The following is a 13,298-nucleotide window of genomic DNA, read 5'->3' on the forward strand; positions in this document are numbered from 1 at the left end:
CGCTGCACTTATCCGGCCTACAACGAGCATTATGTAGGCCAGATAGGCGGTACGCCGCCATCCGGCAAAACGTTCCTTAACGCGTCACTGCGTCCTGTACTTTATCTTCCGCTTTCCAGATACGGTATTTCACCTCCACGTTAGCCGGGGTGTACACCACGATCGGCAGCTTGCTGTTATAACGCACCATTCCGGCATCGCCCAGATAGGCCGTCACAAACTTCTGCTCTTTCTTGCCATCCGGGCAGGCCATCATGGTAGAAACCGGGGAGGTTACTTTATCAAAGACGTAGTAGTCGTAACCCCAGCCTTCCAGCGTTTTGCTCGCCAGTTCGCCGCCAGGACGGTGATGGTTGCAATCCACTTCCAGCGTCTGGCCGATCAGCAGTTCCACTTTCAGGGTAGACTCATCTTCCTGGGGAGTAAGCTGGATAACCTGGCGCTTCATCCCTTTTTCCGCTTTCGGATACGGCGCGATTTTTTCCAGAGGTTGCGTACTGGCATCGCTGGTCGCCGCCCATGCGGAGGTACTGGCGAAAGCCGCTAACAGTACGGCAGGTACAATTGTCTTCATTTTCGAGTTCACAGCGTTTCCTTTCTTCTGTCTTCTGAACGATTCCCGGCAGGTTAACACATTCATATTGGCTATTAATCTAAATTTACTTATATTTTAAGATGGTTAATTGAGTGTTTACTTGTTTGATAGCGATATATTCCATTTCTTACATGTTAAATAGGATTATTCTCCAATTAAGTCTTTCGTTATATACTTATTGATATAACCCTTTGAAATGTGAACAAAAGCACATTCAGATACGCTAACCCCACACTCTTTTGATCCGGCGACAGCATTTACCCCAATCGGGGTATGCACCTCTAACACATCCTGAAATATCTTACCGATCATAATAATGACTTAGTGGTAGTGCGGTTTATTTAGTCGTTCACCTTCCGGTGTGAGCGTCGTGATGGAAGGGCGATGTCATGGTTGATCTATCCCGTCGAGGAATACTGACAGGCAGTTGGCGCAAAGCCAACAGCGGGCTCCGTCCGCCCTGGTCTGGGGACGAATCACACTTCCTGACGCACTGCATCCGTTGCGACGCCTGCATTCAGGCATGTGAAACCGACATTTTACAGCGGGGGCAGGGCGGCTATCCGGGCGTTAATTTTAAGCAGGGTGAATGCAGCTTTTGTTATGCCTGCGCGCAAGCCTGTCCTGAATCACTCTTCCTTCCGCGCCACACCAGGGCCTGGGATCTGAACTTTACGATTGGGCAGAATTGTCTGGCGTATCAGTCCGTTGAGTGTCATCGCTGCCAGGATAGCTGCGAACCACTGGCGATAACGTTTCGCCCCACGCTGTCAGGCATTTATCAGCCGCAACTCGACAATCAGGCATGCAGCGGATGCGGGGCGTGTGTCGCCATTTGCCCGACATCAGCGATCAATGCGGAGTACAACCATGCAGCACAGTAACTGGCAGGTCTGTAGCCTGGTCGTCCAGGCCAAAAGTCAGCACATCACCGACATCAGCACGCAATTGCACCAGTTTCCGGGCTGTGAAGTCGCGCTGAGCGATGTCGACAGCGGTCAGTTGATCGTGGTGGTGGAAGCAGAACACAGCGGAACGCTGATGCAAACAATTGAGTCGGTACGCAACGTTGCGGGCGTGCTGGCGGTGTCGCTGGTTTATCACCAGCAGGATGAGCAAGGTGAGGAAACACCATGAAACTCAGTCGTCGTAGCTTTATGAAAGCTAACGCCGTTGCGGCCGCTGCGGCGGCTGCCGGGCTAAGCGTGCCGGGCGTCGCCCGCGCAGTGGTTGGTCAGCAGGAAGCCATCAAATGGGACAAAGCCCCGTGCCGTTTTTGCGGAACGGGTTGCGGCGTGCTGGTCGGTACTCAGCAGGGCCGTATTGTGGCCTGTCAGGGCGATCCTGATGCGCCGGTCAACCGTGGCCTTAACTGCATTAAGGGCTACTTCCTGCCCAAGATCATGTATGGCAAAGATCGTTTAACGCAGCCGATGCTGCGCATGAAAGACGGCCAGTACAACAAAGAAGGCGAATTTACCCCAATCAGTTGGGATCAGGCCTTCGATGTGATGGAAGAGAAATTTAAGGCCTCCCTGAAAGAAAAAGGGCCGGAAGCGATTGGTATGTTTGGTTCCGGGCAGTGGACGGTCTGGGAAGGTTATGCCGCCGCGAAGCTGTTCAAAGCCGGTTTCCGTTCCAACAATATCGACCCGAACGCGCGCCACTGCATGGCGTCGGCGGTGGTGGGCTTCATGCGTACTTTTGGTATGGATGAGCCGATGGGGTGCTACGACGATATCGAACAAGCCGACGCCTTTGTGCTATGGGGCTCTAACATGGCGGAGATGCACCCGATCCTGTGGTCGCGCATCACCAACCGCCGTCTGTCCGATCCGAACGTTAATGTCGCGGTTCTCTCAACCTTCCAGCATCGTAGCTTTGAGCTGGCGGATAACGGCATCGTCTTTACGCCGCAAAGCGATCTGGTGATCCTCAACTATATCGCCAATTACATCATTCAAAACAATGCGATAAATCAGGATTTCTTCAGCAAATACGTCAACCTGCGTAAAGGGACGACCGACATCGGTTATGGTCTGCGTCCAACGCATCCGCTGGAAAAAGCGGCGAAGAATCCGGGCTCCGACGCCTCTGAGCCGATGAGCTTCGACGAGTACAAAGCGTTTGTCGCGGAGTACACGCTGGAGAAAACCGCAGAAATGACCGGCGTGCCGAAAGATCAGCTGGAGCAGCTGGCGCAGCTGTATGCCGATCCGAAGAAAAAAGTGATCTCCTACTGGACGATGGGCTTTAACCAGCATACGCGTGGCGTATGGGCCAACAACCTGGTGTATAACCTGCACCTGTTGACCGGCAAGATCTCCCAGCCAGGCTGTGGTCCGTTCTCCCTGACCGGTCAGCCTTCCGCCTGTGGTACGGCGCGTGAAGTTGGGACATTCTCCCATCGTCTGCCTGCGGACATGGTGGTCACTAATGAAAAACACCGTGATATCTGCGAAAAACACTGGCAGATCCCAACGGGCACCATCCCGGCGAAAATCGGTCTGCACGCCGTAGCGCAGGATCGTGCGCTGAAAGACGGCAAGCTGAACGTCTACTGGGTGATGTGCAACAACAACATGCAGGCCGGGCCGAACATCAATGAAGAGCGTATGCCGGGCTGGCGCGATCCGCGTAACTTCGTCATCGTCTCCGATCCGTACCCGACCGTCAGCGCGCTGGCCGCTGACCTGATTCTGCCAACGGCGATGTGGGTGGAGAAAGAAGGGGCCTACGGTAACGCTGAGCGTCGTACCCAGTTCTGGCGTCAACAAATTAAAGCGCCGGGTGAAGCGAAATCAGACCTGTGGCAGCTGGTGCAGTTCGCTCGTCGTTTCAAAACGGAAGAGGTCTGGCCGGAAGATCTGCTGGCGCAAAAACCAGAACTGCGCGGCAAAACCCTCTACGACGTTCTGTTTGCCACGCCTGCGGTCAGCAAATTCCCTCTGACCGATCTGGCGGAAGACCAGCTGAACGATGAATCCCGTGAGCTGGGTTTCTACCTGCAAAAAGGGCTGTTTGAAGAGTACGCCTGGTTTGGTCGCGGACACGGCCACGATCTCGCGCCGTTCGATGATTATCACAAAGCGCGCGGTCTGCGCTGGCCGGTGGTTGATGGTAAAGAGACCCAGTGGCGTTACAGCGAAGGCCATGACCCGTATGTCAAAGCGGGAGAAGGCTACAAGTTTTACGGTAAGCCGGACGGCAAAGCGGTGATTTTCGCCCTGCCGTTTGAACCCGCCGCGGAAGCGCCGGATAAAGAGTATGACCTGTGGCTCTCTACCGGTCGCGTACTGGAGCACTGGCACACCGGCAGCATGACGCGCCGCGTGCCTGAGCTGCATCGCGCCTTCCCGGAAGCGGTGCTCTTTATTCATCCGCTGGACGCGAAAACGCGTGACCTGCGCCGTGGCGATAAGGTCAAAGTCATCTCCCGCCGTGGGGAAGTGATTTCGGTTGTCGAAACGCGCGGGCGTAACCGTCCGCCGCAGGGACTGGTGTACATGCCGTTCTTCGACGCCGCACAGCTGGTGAACAACCTGACGCTGGATGCGACGGACCCGCTCTCTAAAGAGACGGATTTCAAGAAGTGCGCCGTCAAACTGGCGAAGGTGTAACACACCATGTCCCGGTCAGCGAAACCCCAAAATGGCCGCCGCCGCTTTTTGCGCGATATGGTTCGCACGGCAGGCGGGCTGGCTGCCGTTGGCGTGGCGCTGGGGTTACAGCAGCAAACCGCTCGCGCAACGGGCGTGCGGTTGCGCCCACCGGGGGCATTGAGTGAAGACGCGTTCGCCAGCGCCTGCGTGCGCTGCGGGCAGTGCGTTCAGGCGTGTCCGTATGACACCCTGAAGCTGGCGACGCTGGCTTCGGGTTTGTCTGCCGGTACGCCTTACTTTGTCGCCCGCGATATTCCCTGCGAAATGTGTGAAGACATTCCATGCGCCAAAGTTTGCCCCAGTGGGGCGTTGGATCGAGAGATCGAATCCATTGACGATGCGCGCATGGGGCTGGCGGTACTGCTGGATCAGGAGAACTGCCTTAACTTTCAGGGACTGCGCTGCGACGTTTGTTATCGCGAGTGCCCAAAAATCGATGAGGCGATCACGCTGGAGCTGGATCGCAATATGCGCACCGGCAAACATGCGCGCTTTCTTCCCACCGTTCACAGCGACGCCTGCACCGGCTGCGGTAAGTGCGAAAAAGTCTGTGTGCTGGAACAACCGGCGATAAAAGTGTTGCCGCTGTCGCTGGCGAAAGGGGAGTTGGGGCACCACTACCGCTTCGGCTGGCTGGAGGGGAAAGATGGCAAATCGTAAACGCGATGCCGGGCGCGAAGCGCGAGCGAAAAAAGGCTGGTGGCGCAGCCATCGCTGGCTGGTTTTGCGGCGGATAAGTCAGTTTCTGGTGCTGGGAATGTTTCTCAGTGGCCCGTGGGCGGGCGTCTGGATTCTGCACGGTAACTACAGCAGTAGCTTGTTGCTGGATACCATTCCTTTAACCGACCCGCTGATAACGTTGCAAAGCCTTGCCAGCGGGCATTTACCTGCCGCCGTTGCGCTGACCGGCGCCGCCATTATTACGGTGCTGTATGCCCTGGCAGGAAAGCGATTATTTTGCAGTTGGGTCTGTCCGCTGAACCCAATTACCGATTTTGCGAACTGGCTACGCAGAAGGTTTGACCTGAATCAGTCCGCAACGATTCCGCGTCATATACGGTACGTCCTTCTGGTTGTCGTGCTGGTGGGATCGGCGCTAACCGGAACGCTACTGTGGGAATGGATAAACCCGGTTTCCCTGCTGGGGCGTAGCCTGGTGATGGGATTCGGTAGCGGCGCACTGCTGATTATCGCTCTGTTTTTATTTGATTTACTGGTCGTTGAACACGGCTGGTGCGGACATATCTGCCCTTTGGGCGCGTTGTATGGCGTGCTGGGAAGTAAAGGCGCGCTAACGGTGGCGGCGAAAGATCGCGAGAAATGTAACCGCTGTATGGATTGTTTTCATGTTTGCCCGGAACCGCACGTCCTGCGTGCGCCGGTGCTGGATGAGCAAAGCCCGGTGCAGGTCACCAGCCGCGATTGCATGACGTGCGGTCGCTGCGTGGATGTCTGTTCTGAGGACGTATTTACAATAACAACACGATGGAGTTCGGGAGCGAAATCATGAAAAGCCATGACCTGAAGAAAGCGCTGTGTCAATGGACGGCCCTGCTTGCCCTGGCGGTGAGTGGTGCGGTTTGGGCAGCAAACGGAGTGGATCTGAGCCAGTCGCCGGAAGTTTCGGGGACGCAGGAAGGGGCGATTCGCATGCCGAAAGAGCAGGAACGTATGCCGCTGAACTATGTTAATCAGCCGCCGATGATCCCGCATAGCGTTGAAGGTTATCAGGTAACGACCAATACCAACCGCTGCCTGCAATGTCATGGTGTGGAAAGCTACCGTACGACCGGCGCGCCGCGTATTAGCCCAACGCACTTTATGGACAGCGACGGCAAAGTCTTAGGCGAAGTCGCGCCGCGTCGTTACTTCTGTTTGCAGTGCCATGTGCCGCAGGCGGATGCCGCGCCGATCGTGGGTAATACCTTTACCCCGTCGAAAGGTTACGGGAAATAAGAGGTCACTATGGAAAATTCTAACCGTAAACCTGGCGTGATTAAGCGGGTCTGGCAATGGTGGCGTCGCCCCAGCCGCCTGGCGATCGGCACGTTGCTGTTAATCGGTTTTGTTGGCGGCATTATTTTCTGGGGCGGTTTCAACACCGGGATGGAAAAGGCCAACACCGAAGAGTTCTGTATCAGCTGCCACGAAATGCGCAACACCGTCTATCAGGAATACATGGAAACCGTGCACTACAACAACCGCAGCGGTGTTCGCGCCACCTGTCCTGACTGTCACGTTCCGCACGAGTGGGGCCCGAAAATGATCCGTAAGATCAAGGCCAGTAAAGAGCTGTACGGGAAGGTGTTCGGCATTATCGATACTCCGCAGAAGTTTGAAGATCACCGCCTGACAATGGCGCAGAGCGAGTGGCGACGGATGAAAGACACCAATTCGCGGGAGTGCCGTAACTGCCACAACTTCGAATTTATGGATCTCACCGCTCAGAAAGGCGTTGCCGCCAAAATGCACGACCAGGCAGTGAAAGAGGGGCAAACCTGTATCGACTGCCACAAAGGGATTGCGCATAAACTCCCGGATATGCGCGAAGTGAAACCGGGCTTTTAATAATGAGTGGGTATGCTTGAAGCCAGAGAACTGCTCTGCGAGCGGGATGACAGAATACTGTTCAGTGGGCTGTCGTTTCGCGTGAACGCAGGGGAATGGGTACAAATTACCGGGGGCAACGGCGCGGGGAAAACCACCCTTTTGCGGTTGCTCACCGGGCTGGCGCGCCCCGACGCAGGGGAAGTGTGCTGGCAAGAGCAGGCGTTGCACCGCGTGCGCGACAGCTACCATCAAAATCTGTTGTGGATTGGACATCAGCCGGGGATTAAAACCCGGCTTTCGGCGTTGGAGAACCTGCGCTTTTTCCACCATGACGGCGATACGGCGCAGTGTCTGGCCGCGCTGGCGCAGGCGGGGCTGGCCGGATACGAAGACATCCCCGTCAACCAGCTTTCCGCTGGACAGCAACGGCGCGTGGCGCTGGCGCGTCTGTGGCTGACCCGCGCGACGCTCTGGATCCTCGACGAGCCGTTTACCGCCATTGATGTCAATGGCGTTGAGCGCCTGACGCAGCGCATGGCTGAACATACACAGCAGGGCGGGATCGTCATCCTCACCACACACCAGCCGCTGAATGTCGCGACTGACAAAATACGGCGCATCGCGCTGACCGGCGAGAGGGTAGCGCAATGATGTGGCAAATCTTTCGTCTTGAGCTGCGCGTGGCGTTTCGTCATAGCGCGGAAATCGCTAACCCGTTGTGGTTTTTTCTGATTGTTATCACGCTTTTCCCACTGAGCATTGGCCCGGAGCCGCAGCTGCTGGCGCGCATTGTTCCCGGCATTATCTGGGTGGCGGCGTTGCTCTCCTCGCTGCTGGCGCTGGAGCGTCTGTTTCGCGATGACTTACAGGACGGCAGCCTGGAGCAACTGATGCTCCTGCCGCTGCCGTTACCGGCGGTGGTGCTGGCGAAAGTGATGGCGCACTGGGTGGTGACCGGTCTGCCGCTGCTGATCCTCTCTCCGCTGGTGGCGTTATTGCTGGGAATGGATATGTACGGCTGGCAAATCATGGCGCTGACTCTGCTGCTTGGCACGCCGACCCTGAGTTTTCTTGGCGCGCCGGGCGTGGGGTTAACGGTGGGCCTGAAGCGCGGCGGCGTATTGCTGAGCGTGCTGGTGCTGCCGCTGACCATTCCGTTACTGATTTTCGCCACTGCGGCGATGGATGCGGCCTCCATGCATTTGCCCGTTGAGGGATACATGGCGATTTTGGGCGCGTTGCTGGCGGGCAGCGCAACGTTAAGCCCTTTTGCTACGGCGGCAGCGTTACGTATCAGCATGCAGTAGCGCGGTCTTTGACTGGCGACAAACTGTAGGATGCCGGATGACGTTACGCTTATCAGGAAAGTCTGTAGGTCTGATAAGGCGTCTTTGCCATCATCCGGCATAACTGAAGTTTCATTCGTTTTGATTGAATCTGGTGACTGAACTATGTGGAAAACACTTCATCAACTGGCGATTCCCCCACGGCTTTATCAGGTCTGTGGCTGGTTCATCCCGTGGCTGGCGATAGCCAGCGTGGTGGTGCTGGCGGCGGGTTGGGTCTGGGGATTTGGCTTCGCGCCTGCGGATTATCAGCAGGGGCAAAGCTACCGCATCATCTACCTGCATGTCCCGGCGGCGATCTGGTCGATGGGGATTTACGCCTCGATGGCGGTCGCCGCATTCATCGGTCTGGTCTGGCAAATGAAAATGGCTAACCTGGCGGTGGCGGCGATGGCGCCTGTTGGCGCGGTGTTTACCTTTATCGCGCTGGTTACCGGTTCCGCCTGGGGAAAACCGATGTGGGGAACCTGGTGGGTATGGGACGCGCGATTGACCTCTGAACTGGTGCTGTTGTTCCTGTACGTCGGGGCGATAGCGTTGTGGCACGCCTTTGACGATCGCCGCCTGGCGGGGCGCGCAGCGGGCATTCTGGTGCTGATTGGCGTTGTTAATTTGCCGATCATCCACTACTCGGTGGAGTGGTGGAATACGCTACATCAGGGATCAACTCGTATGCAGCAGAGCATTGACCCGGCGATGCGCGCGCCGCTGCGCCTGGCGATTATCGGTTATCTGCTGCTGTTTATCACGCTGGCGCTGATGCGGATGCGTAACCTGATTTTGTTAATGGAAAAACGTCGCCCGTGGGTGAGTGAACTGATTTTAAAAAGAGGCCGCCAATGACCAGCGCATTTGCATCCTGGAGTGATTTCTTTGCTATGGGCGGTTACGCCTTTTATGTCTGGCTGGCGGTTGTGATGACCGTAATCCCGCTGGCGGCGCTGGTGGTGCATACCGCCATGCAGCACCGCGTGATTTTGCGCGGTGTGGCGCAGCAGCGAGCGCGTGAAGCGCGGATGCGTGCGGCGCAGGCGCAGCGGGAGGCGGCATGAATATCCGTCGTAAAAATCGTTTGTGGATAGCCTGCGCGGTGCTGGCCGGTTTGGCTCTGACTATCACGCTGGTACTTTATGCGCTGCGTTCCAATATCGACCTGTTCTATACGCCAGGCGAAATTCTCTACGGTAAACGCGAAACGCACCAACTGCCTGAAGTGGGGCAACGCCTGCGCGTCGGCGGCATGGTCATGCCCGGAAGCGTGAAGCGCGACCCGGATTCGCTGAAAGTGAATTTCAGCATCTACGACGCCGAAGGCGTGGTGGATGTGACGTACGAAGGCATTCTGCCGGACCTGTTCCGCGAAGGGCAGGGCGTGGTGGTGCAGGGGGAACTGGGCGAGAAAAACCATGTGCAGGCGAAAGAGGTGCTCGCCAAACATGATGAAAACTATACCCCGCCGGAAGTTGAAAAAGCGATGCAGGAAAACCATCGTCGCCCGGAAAGCGTTTATAAGGATAAAGCATCATGATGCCTGAAATTGGCAACGCGCTGCTGTGTCTCGCACTCGGCGTGGCGCTGCTGCTGTCCGTTTATCCGCTGTGGGGCGTGGGGCGCGGCGATGTGCGCATGATGGCCTCGGCGAGGCCATTCTCCTGGCTGCTGTTTATCCTGGTGATGGGCGCGTTTCTGGTGCTGATCAATGCCTTCGTGGTGAATGATTTTACCGTTACCTATGTCGCCAGCAACTCCAACACGCAACTGCCGGTCTGGTATCGCGTCGCCGCGACCTGGGGAGCGCACGAAGGGTCGCTTCTGCTATGGGTATTGCTGATGAGCGGCTGGACGTTTGCCGTGGCCGTGTTCAGTCAGCGGATGCCGCTGGATATCGTCGCCCGCGTACTGGCGGTGATGGGGATGGTCAGCGTCGGTTTTCTGCTGTTTATTCTGTTCACCTCCAACCCGTTTTCCCGTACGTTGCCCAACTTTCCGATTGAAGGGCGCGACCTGAACCCGCTGTTGCAGGACCCGGGGCTGATCTTCCACCCGCCGCTGCTCTATATGGGCTATGTCGGTTTCTCGGTGGCGTTCGCGTTCGCGATCGCCGCGCTGATGAGTGGGCGTCTGGACAGCACCTTTGCCCGCTTTTCCCGTCCCTGGACGCTGGCCGCATGGGTATTCTTAACGCTGGGTATCGTGCTTGGCTCTGCCTGGGCCTATTACGAGCTGGGCTGGGGCGGCTGGTGGTTCTGGGACCCGGTGGAAAACGCCTCATTTATGCCGTGGCTGGTGGGCACCGCGTTGATGCACTCCCTGGCGGTGACTGAACAGCGCGCCAGCTTCAAAGCCTGGACGCTTCTGCTTTCAATATGCGCCTTCTCACTCTGCCTGCTCGGTACTTTCCTGGTGCGTTCTGGCGTGCTGGTGTCGGTGCATGCTTTTGCCTCCGATCCATCGCGCGGGATGTTTATTCTCGCCTTTATGGTACTGGTGATCGGCGGTTCGCTGCTGCTGTTCGCGACGCGCGGACACAAGGTTCGCTCGCGGGTGAATAACGCGCTCTGGTCGCGTGAATCACTGCTGTTAGCCAATAACGTCCTGCTTATCGCCGCCATGCTGGTGGTGTTGCTGGGAACATTGCTGCCGTTGGTGCATAAACAGCTCGGTCTGGGCAGTATTTCAATCGGCGAACCGTTCTTTAATACCATGTTCACCTGGCTGATGGCGCCGTTCGCGCTGCTGCTGGGCATCGGGCCGCTGGTTCGCTGGGGACGTGACAGACCGCGCAAATTGCAGCGGTTGTTGGTTATCGCGCTGGTGAGCACGTTAGTGCTGTCGATGCTGCTGCCGTGGCTGTTTGAAGACAAGATTGCCGCCATGACGGTGGTCGGGCTGGCGATGGCGTGCTGGGTATTTGTGCTGGCGGTAGCGGAAGTCGCGCAGCGCGTTTCGCGCGGTACGAAAATGACGCTCAGCTACTGGGGAATGGTCGCCGGGCACGTTGGGCTGGCGGTGACGATTGTCGGCATCGCGTTTAGCCAAAACTACAGCGTGGAACGTGATGTCCGCATGAAAGCGGGCGACAGCGTCAGCATCCACGACTATCAATTCACCTTCCGTGAAGTGAAGGAGATTACCGGCCCGAACTATCGCGGCGGGGTGGCGATTATTGGCGTGACGCGGGAAGGTAAAGCAGAAGCGACGCTGCATGCGGAAAAACGTTTTTATAACAGCACCAGCTCAATGATGACGGAAGCGGCGATCGATGGCGGGATCACCCGCGATCTGTATGCCGCTCTCGGCGAAGAGCTGGACAATGGCGCATGGGCGGTGCGCCTGTATTACAAACCGTTTATCCGCTGGATCTGGGCGGGAGGGCTGTTGATGGCGCTTGGCGGGTTGTTCTGCCTGTTTGATCCGCGCTATCGCCAGCGTTCATGCCCGCAAAAAACCGCGCCGGAGGCTGTATGAAGCGCAACGTACTGTTAATACCTTTCGTCATTTTTCTGGTTATTGCGGCGGCGTTGCTGTGGCAGCTGGCGCGTAATGCGGAAGGGGACGATCCGACGAATCTGGAATCGGCGCTGATTGGCAAACCGGTGCCGACCTTCCGTCTCGAATCGCTGGAAAATCCTGGTCAGCATTATCAGGCAGACGTGCTAACGCAGGGGAAACCGGTGCTGCTCAACGTGTGGGCGACCTGGTGCCCGACCTGCCGCGCTGAACATCAGTATCTGAATCAGTTGTCTGCGCAGGGAATTCGCGTGGTTGGTCTGAATTACAAAGACGATCGCCAGAAAGCGATTACCTGGCTGAAAGAGTTAGGGAATCCTTATGCGTTAAGCCTGTTTGATGGCGACGGTATGCTTGGGCTGGATCTGGGCGTTTACGGCGCGCCGGAAACCTTTCTGATCGACGGCAAAGGGATCATTCGTTATCGCCATGCAGGCGATCTGAACGCCAGGGTATGGGAAAGTGAAATAAAACCGCTCTGGGAGCAGTACAGCAAGGAGGCCGCGCAATGAGATTCTTACTGGGCGTGCTGATGCTGGTGATCTCCGGCTCGTCGCTGGCTGCCATTGATGTTATGCAGTTCAAAGATGAAGCGCAGGAGCAGCAGTTCCGCCAGCTCACCGAGCAGCTGCGCTGCCCGAAATGCCAGAACAACAGCATTGCGGACTCTAACTCGATGATTGCCACCGACCTGCGTCAGAAGGTTTATGAACTGATGCAGGAAGGTAAAAGCAAGCAGGAGATCGTTGATTACATGGTGGCGCGCTACGGTAACTTCGTCACCTACGATCCGCCGCTGACACCGCTTACCGTGCTGTTGTGGATCTTGCCGATCGCCGCTATTGGCGCTGGCGGCTGGATTATCTTCGCCCGTTCGCGGCGGCGCGTACGTGTAAAACAGGAAACCTTTTCTGATGAGGTGACGCCGAAGGGACGCCAGGCAGGATTATGGCTGTTTGCTCCCGGGGTTGTGATCGCGCTGATTGTCGGGGCGGTAAGTTACTACCAGACCGGTAACTATCAGCAGGTAAAAATCTGGCAACAGGCTACGGCGCAGACGCCAGCGCTGCTGGAGCGCGCGCTGGACCCTGACGCGCAGCCGCTGAATGAAGAAGAGATGACACGCCTGGCGCTTGGTTTACGTACCCGACTGCAAAGCGATGCTGGCAATGTGGAAGGCTGGATTATGCTTGGGCGTATCGGCATGGTGCTGGGGAACGCCAGCACGGCGACGGAAGCGTATGCCAATGCGTACAGACTGGACCCCAAAAATAGCGATGCCGCATTAGGGTATGCGGAAGCGCTGACCCGTTCTTCCGATCCTGATGATAATCGTCGGGGAGGGGAGCTGTTGCGCCAGCTGGTGAGAAGCGATCATGCCAACATTCGGACGTTGAGTATGTATGCGTTTAATGCCTTCGAGCAGCAGCGTTTCGGCGAGGCGGTTGCGGCCTGGGAGATGATGCTGAAATTGCTGCCCGCCAATGATTCCCGCCGGGCAGTGATTGAACGCAGTATTAAGCAGGCATTAGCGCAGCTTTCGCCGCAGGCGGAATAAATGAGTGTGGCAAGGCCGGATGGTACTTGCCACGCGACTTGTAGGCCCGATAAGCGTAGCGCCATCGGGCATATCTT

General features: G+C 56.9%; 17 protein-coding genes. 15 read left to right on the forward strand and 2 right to left on the reverse strand.

Features of this window, described 5'->3' with window-relative positions; genetic code table 11:
* Positions 1–76 precede the first annotated feature (76 nt).
* Together eco and yojO are read right to left on the reverse strand one after the other, a co-directional pair.
* Entirely contained in the window at positions 77–574 is a 498-nt protein-coding gene (eco, locus tag OGV83_RS11625) for a serine protease inhibitor ecotin (RefSeq protein WP_049008542.1), read from the reverse strand.
* A gap of 165 nt (positions 575–739) precedes the next feature.
* Positions 740–907, reverse strand: coding sequence for a protein YojO (yojO, locus tag OGV83_RS21630; protein ID WP_502873447.1), 168 nt, complete (start codon positions 905–907; stop codon positions 740–742).
* A 77-nt stretch (positions 908–984) separates the two neighbouring features.
* Here yojO and napF point away from each other — a divergent pair, with 77 nt between their 5' ends.
* The 15 genes from napF to OGV83_RS11700 all read left to right on the forward strand — a co-directional run bounded on the left by napF (position 985) and on the right by OGV83_RS11700 (position 13,221).
* Complete coding sequence (napF, locus tag OGV83_RS11630; RefSeq protein WP_024130164.1) at positions 985–1,479, forward strand: ferredoxin-type protein NapF; 495 nt, start codon at positions 985–987, stop codon at positions 1,477–1,479.
* On the forward strand, positions 1,466–1,732 hold the full coding sequence (gene napD / locus OGV83_RS11635) for a chaperone NapD (RefSeq protein ID WP_012131547.1): 267 nt from the start codon (positions 1,466–1,468) through the stop codon (positions 1,730–1,732). The genes napF and napD overlap by 14 nt, the downstream gene beginning before the upstream one ends.
* A complete protein-coding gene (gene napA, locus OGV83_RS11640) occupies positions 1,729–4,215 on the forward strand; it encodes a nitrate reductase catalytic subunit NapA (protein WP_012131548.1) in 2,487 nt (828 codons plus the stop codon). Before napD ends, napA begins: the two co-directional genes overlap by 4 nt.
* A 6-nt stretch (positions 4,216–4,221) precedes the next feature.
* Positions 4,222–4,917 (forward strand): ferredoxin-type protein NapG, encoded by a 696-nt coding sequence (napG, locus tag OGV83_RS11645; RefSeq protein WP_024130165.1) that lies wholly within the window; start codon positions 4,222–4,224, stop codon positions 4,915–4,917.
* The gene (napH, locus tag OGV83_RS11650) at positions 4,904–5,767 is read left to right on the forward strand and encodes a quinol dehydrogenase ferredoxin subunit NapH (protein ID WP_047462425.1); all 864 of its coding nucleotides are present in this window, start codon (positions 4,904–4,906) and stop codon (positions 5,765–5,767) included. The genes napG and napH overlap by 14 nt, the downstream gene beginning before the upstream one ends.
* Complete coding sequence (gene napB, locus OGV83_RS11655) at positions 5,764–6,213, forward strand: nitrate reductase cytochrome c-type subunit (protein WP_047462429.1); 450 nt, start codon at positions 5,764–5,766, stop codon at positions 6,211–6,213. Before napH ends, napB begins: the two co-directional genes overlap by 4 nt.
* Before the next feature lie 9 nt (positions 6,214–6,222).
* On the forward strand, positions 6,223–6,825 hold the full coding sequence (gene napC, locus OGV83_RS11660; RefSeq protein WP_012131552.1) for a cytochrome c-type protein NapC: 603 nt from the start codon (positions 6,223–6,225) through the stop codon (positions 6,823–6,825).
* A gap of 6 nt (positions 6,826–6,831) precedes the next feature.
* Complete coding sequence (gene ccmA / locus OGV83_RS11665) at positions 6,832–7,458, forward strand: cytochrome c biogenesis heme-transporting ATPase CcmA (RefSeq protein WP_101724221.1); 627 nt, start codon at positions 6,832–6,834, stop codon at positions 7,456–7,458.
* The gene (ccmB, locus tag OGV83_RS11670) at positions 7,455–8,114 is read left to right on the forward strand and encodes a heme exporter protein CcmB (RefSeq protein ID WP_012131555.1); all 660 of its coding nucleotides are present in this window, start codon (positions 7,455–7,457) and stop codon (positions 8,112–8,114) included. The genes ccmA and ccmB overlap by 4 nt, the downstream gene beginning before the upstream one ends.
* Before the next feature lie 144 nt (positions 8,115–8,258).
* Positions 8,259–8,996, forward strand: coding sequence for a heme ABC transporter permease (locus OGV83_RS11675; RefSeq protein ID WP_199971629.1), 738 nt, complete (start codon positions 8,259–8,261; stop codon positions 8,994–8,996).
* Complete coding sequence (ccmD, locus tag OGV83_RS11680) at positions 8,993–9,205, forward strand: heme exporter protein CcmD (RefSeq protein WP_012131557.1); 213 nt, start codon at positions 8,993–8,995, stop codon at positions 9,203–9,205. Before OGV83_RS11675 ends, ccmD begins: the two co-directional genes overlap by 4 nt.
* Positions 9,202–9,681: a cytochrome c maturation protein CcmE gene (ccmE, locus tag OGV83_RS11685; protein ID WP_012131559.1), complete on the forward strand. Its 480-nt coding sequence runs from the start codon at positions 9,202–9,204 to the stop codon at positions 9,679–9,681. The genes ccmD and ccmE overlap by 4 nt, the downstream gene beginning before the upstream one ends.
* Entirely contained in the window at positions 9,678–11,621 is a 1,944-nt protein-coding gene (locus tag OGV83_RS11690) for a heme lyase CcmF/NrfE family subunit (protein ID WP_115614674.1), read from the forward strand. The genes ccmE and OGV83_RS11690 overlap by 4 nt, the downstream gene beginning before the upstream one ends.
* The gene (gene dsbE, locus OGV83_RS11695) at positions 11,618–12,175 is read left to right on the forward strand and encodes a thiol:disulfide interchange protein DsbE (protein WP_012131561.1); all 558 of its coding nucleotides are present in this window, start codon (positions 11,618–11,620) and stop codon (positions 12,173–12,175) included. The genes OGV83_RS11690 and dsbE overlap by 4 nt, the downstream gene beginning before the upstream one ends.
* Entirely contained in the window at positions 12,172–13,221 is a 1,050-nt protein-coding gene (locus OGV83_RS11700) for a cytochrome c-type biogenesis protein CcmH (RefSeq protein WP_047462441.1), read from the forward strand. The genes dsbE and OGV83_RS11700 overlap by 4 nt, the downstream gene beginning before the upstream one ends.
* Positions 13,222–13,298: the final 77 nt, after the last annotated feature.

Origin of the sequence: Citrobacter sp. CK189, assembly GCF_030333505.1 — a bacterium.
GTDB classification, from domain to species: Bacteria; Pseudomonadota; Gammaproteobacteria; order Enterobacterales; family Enterobacteriaceae; genus Citrobacter_B; species Citrobacter_B koseri.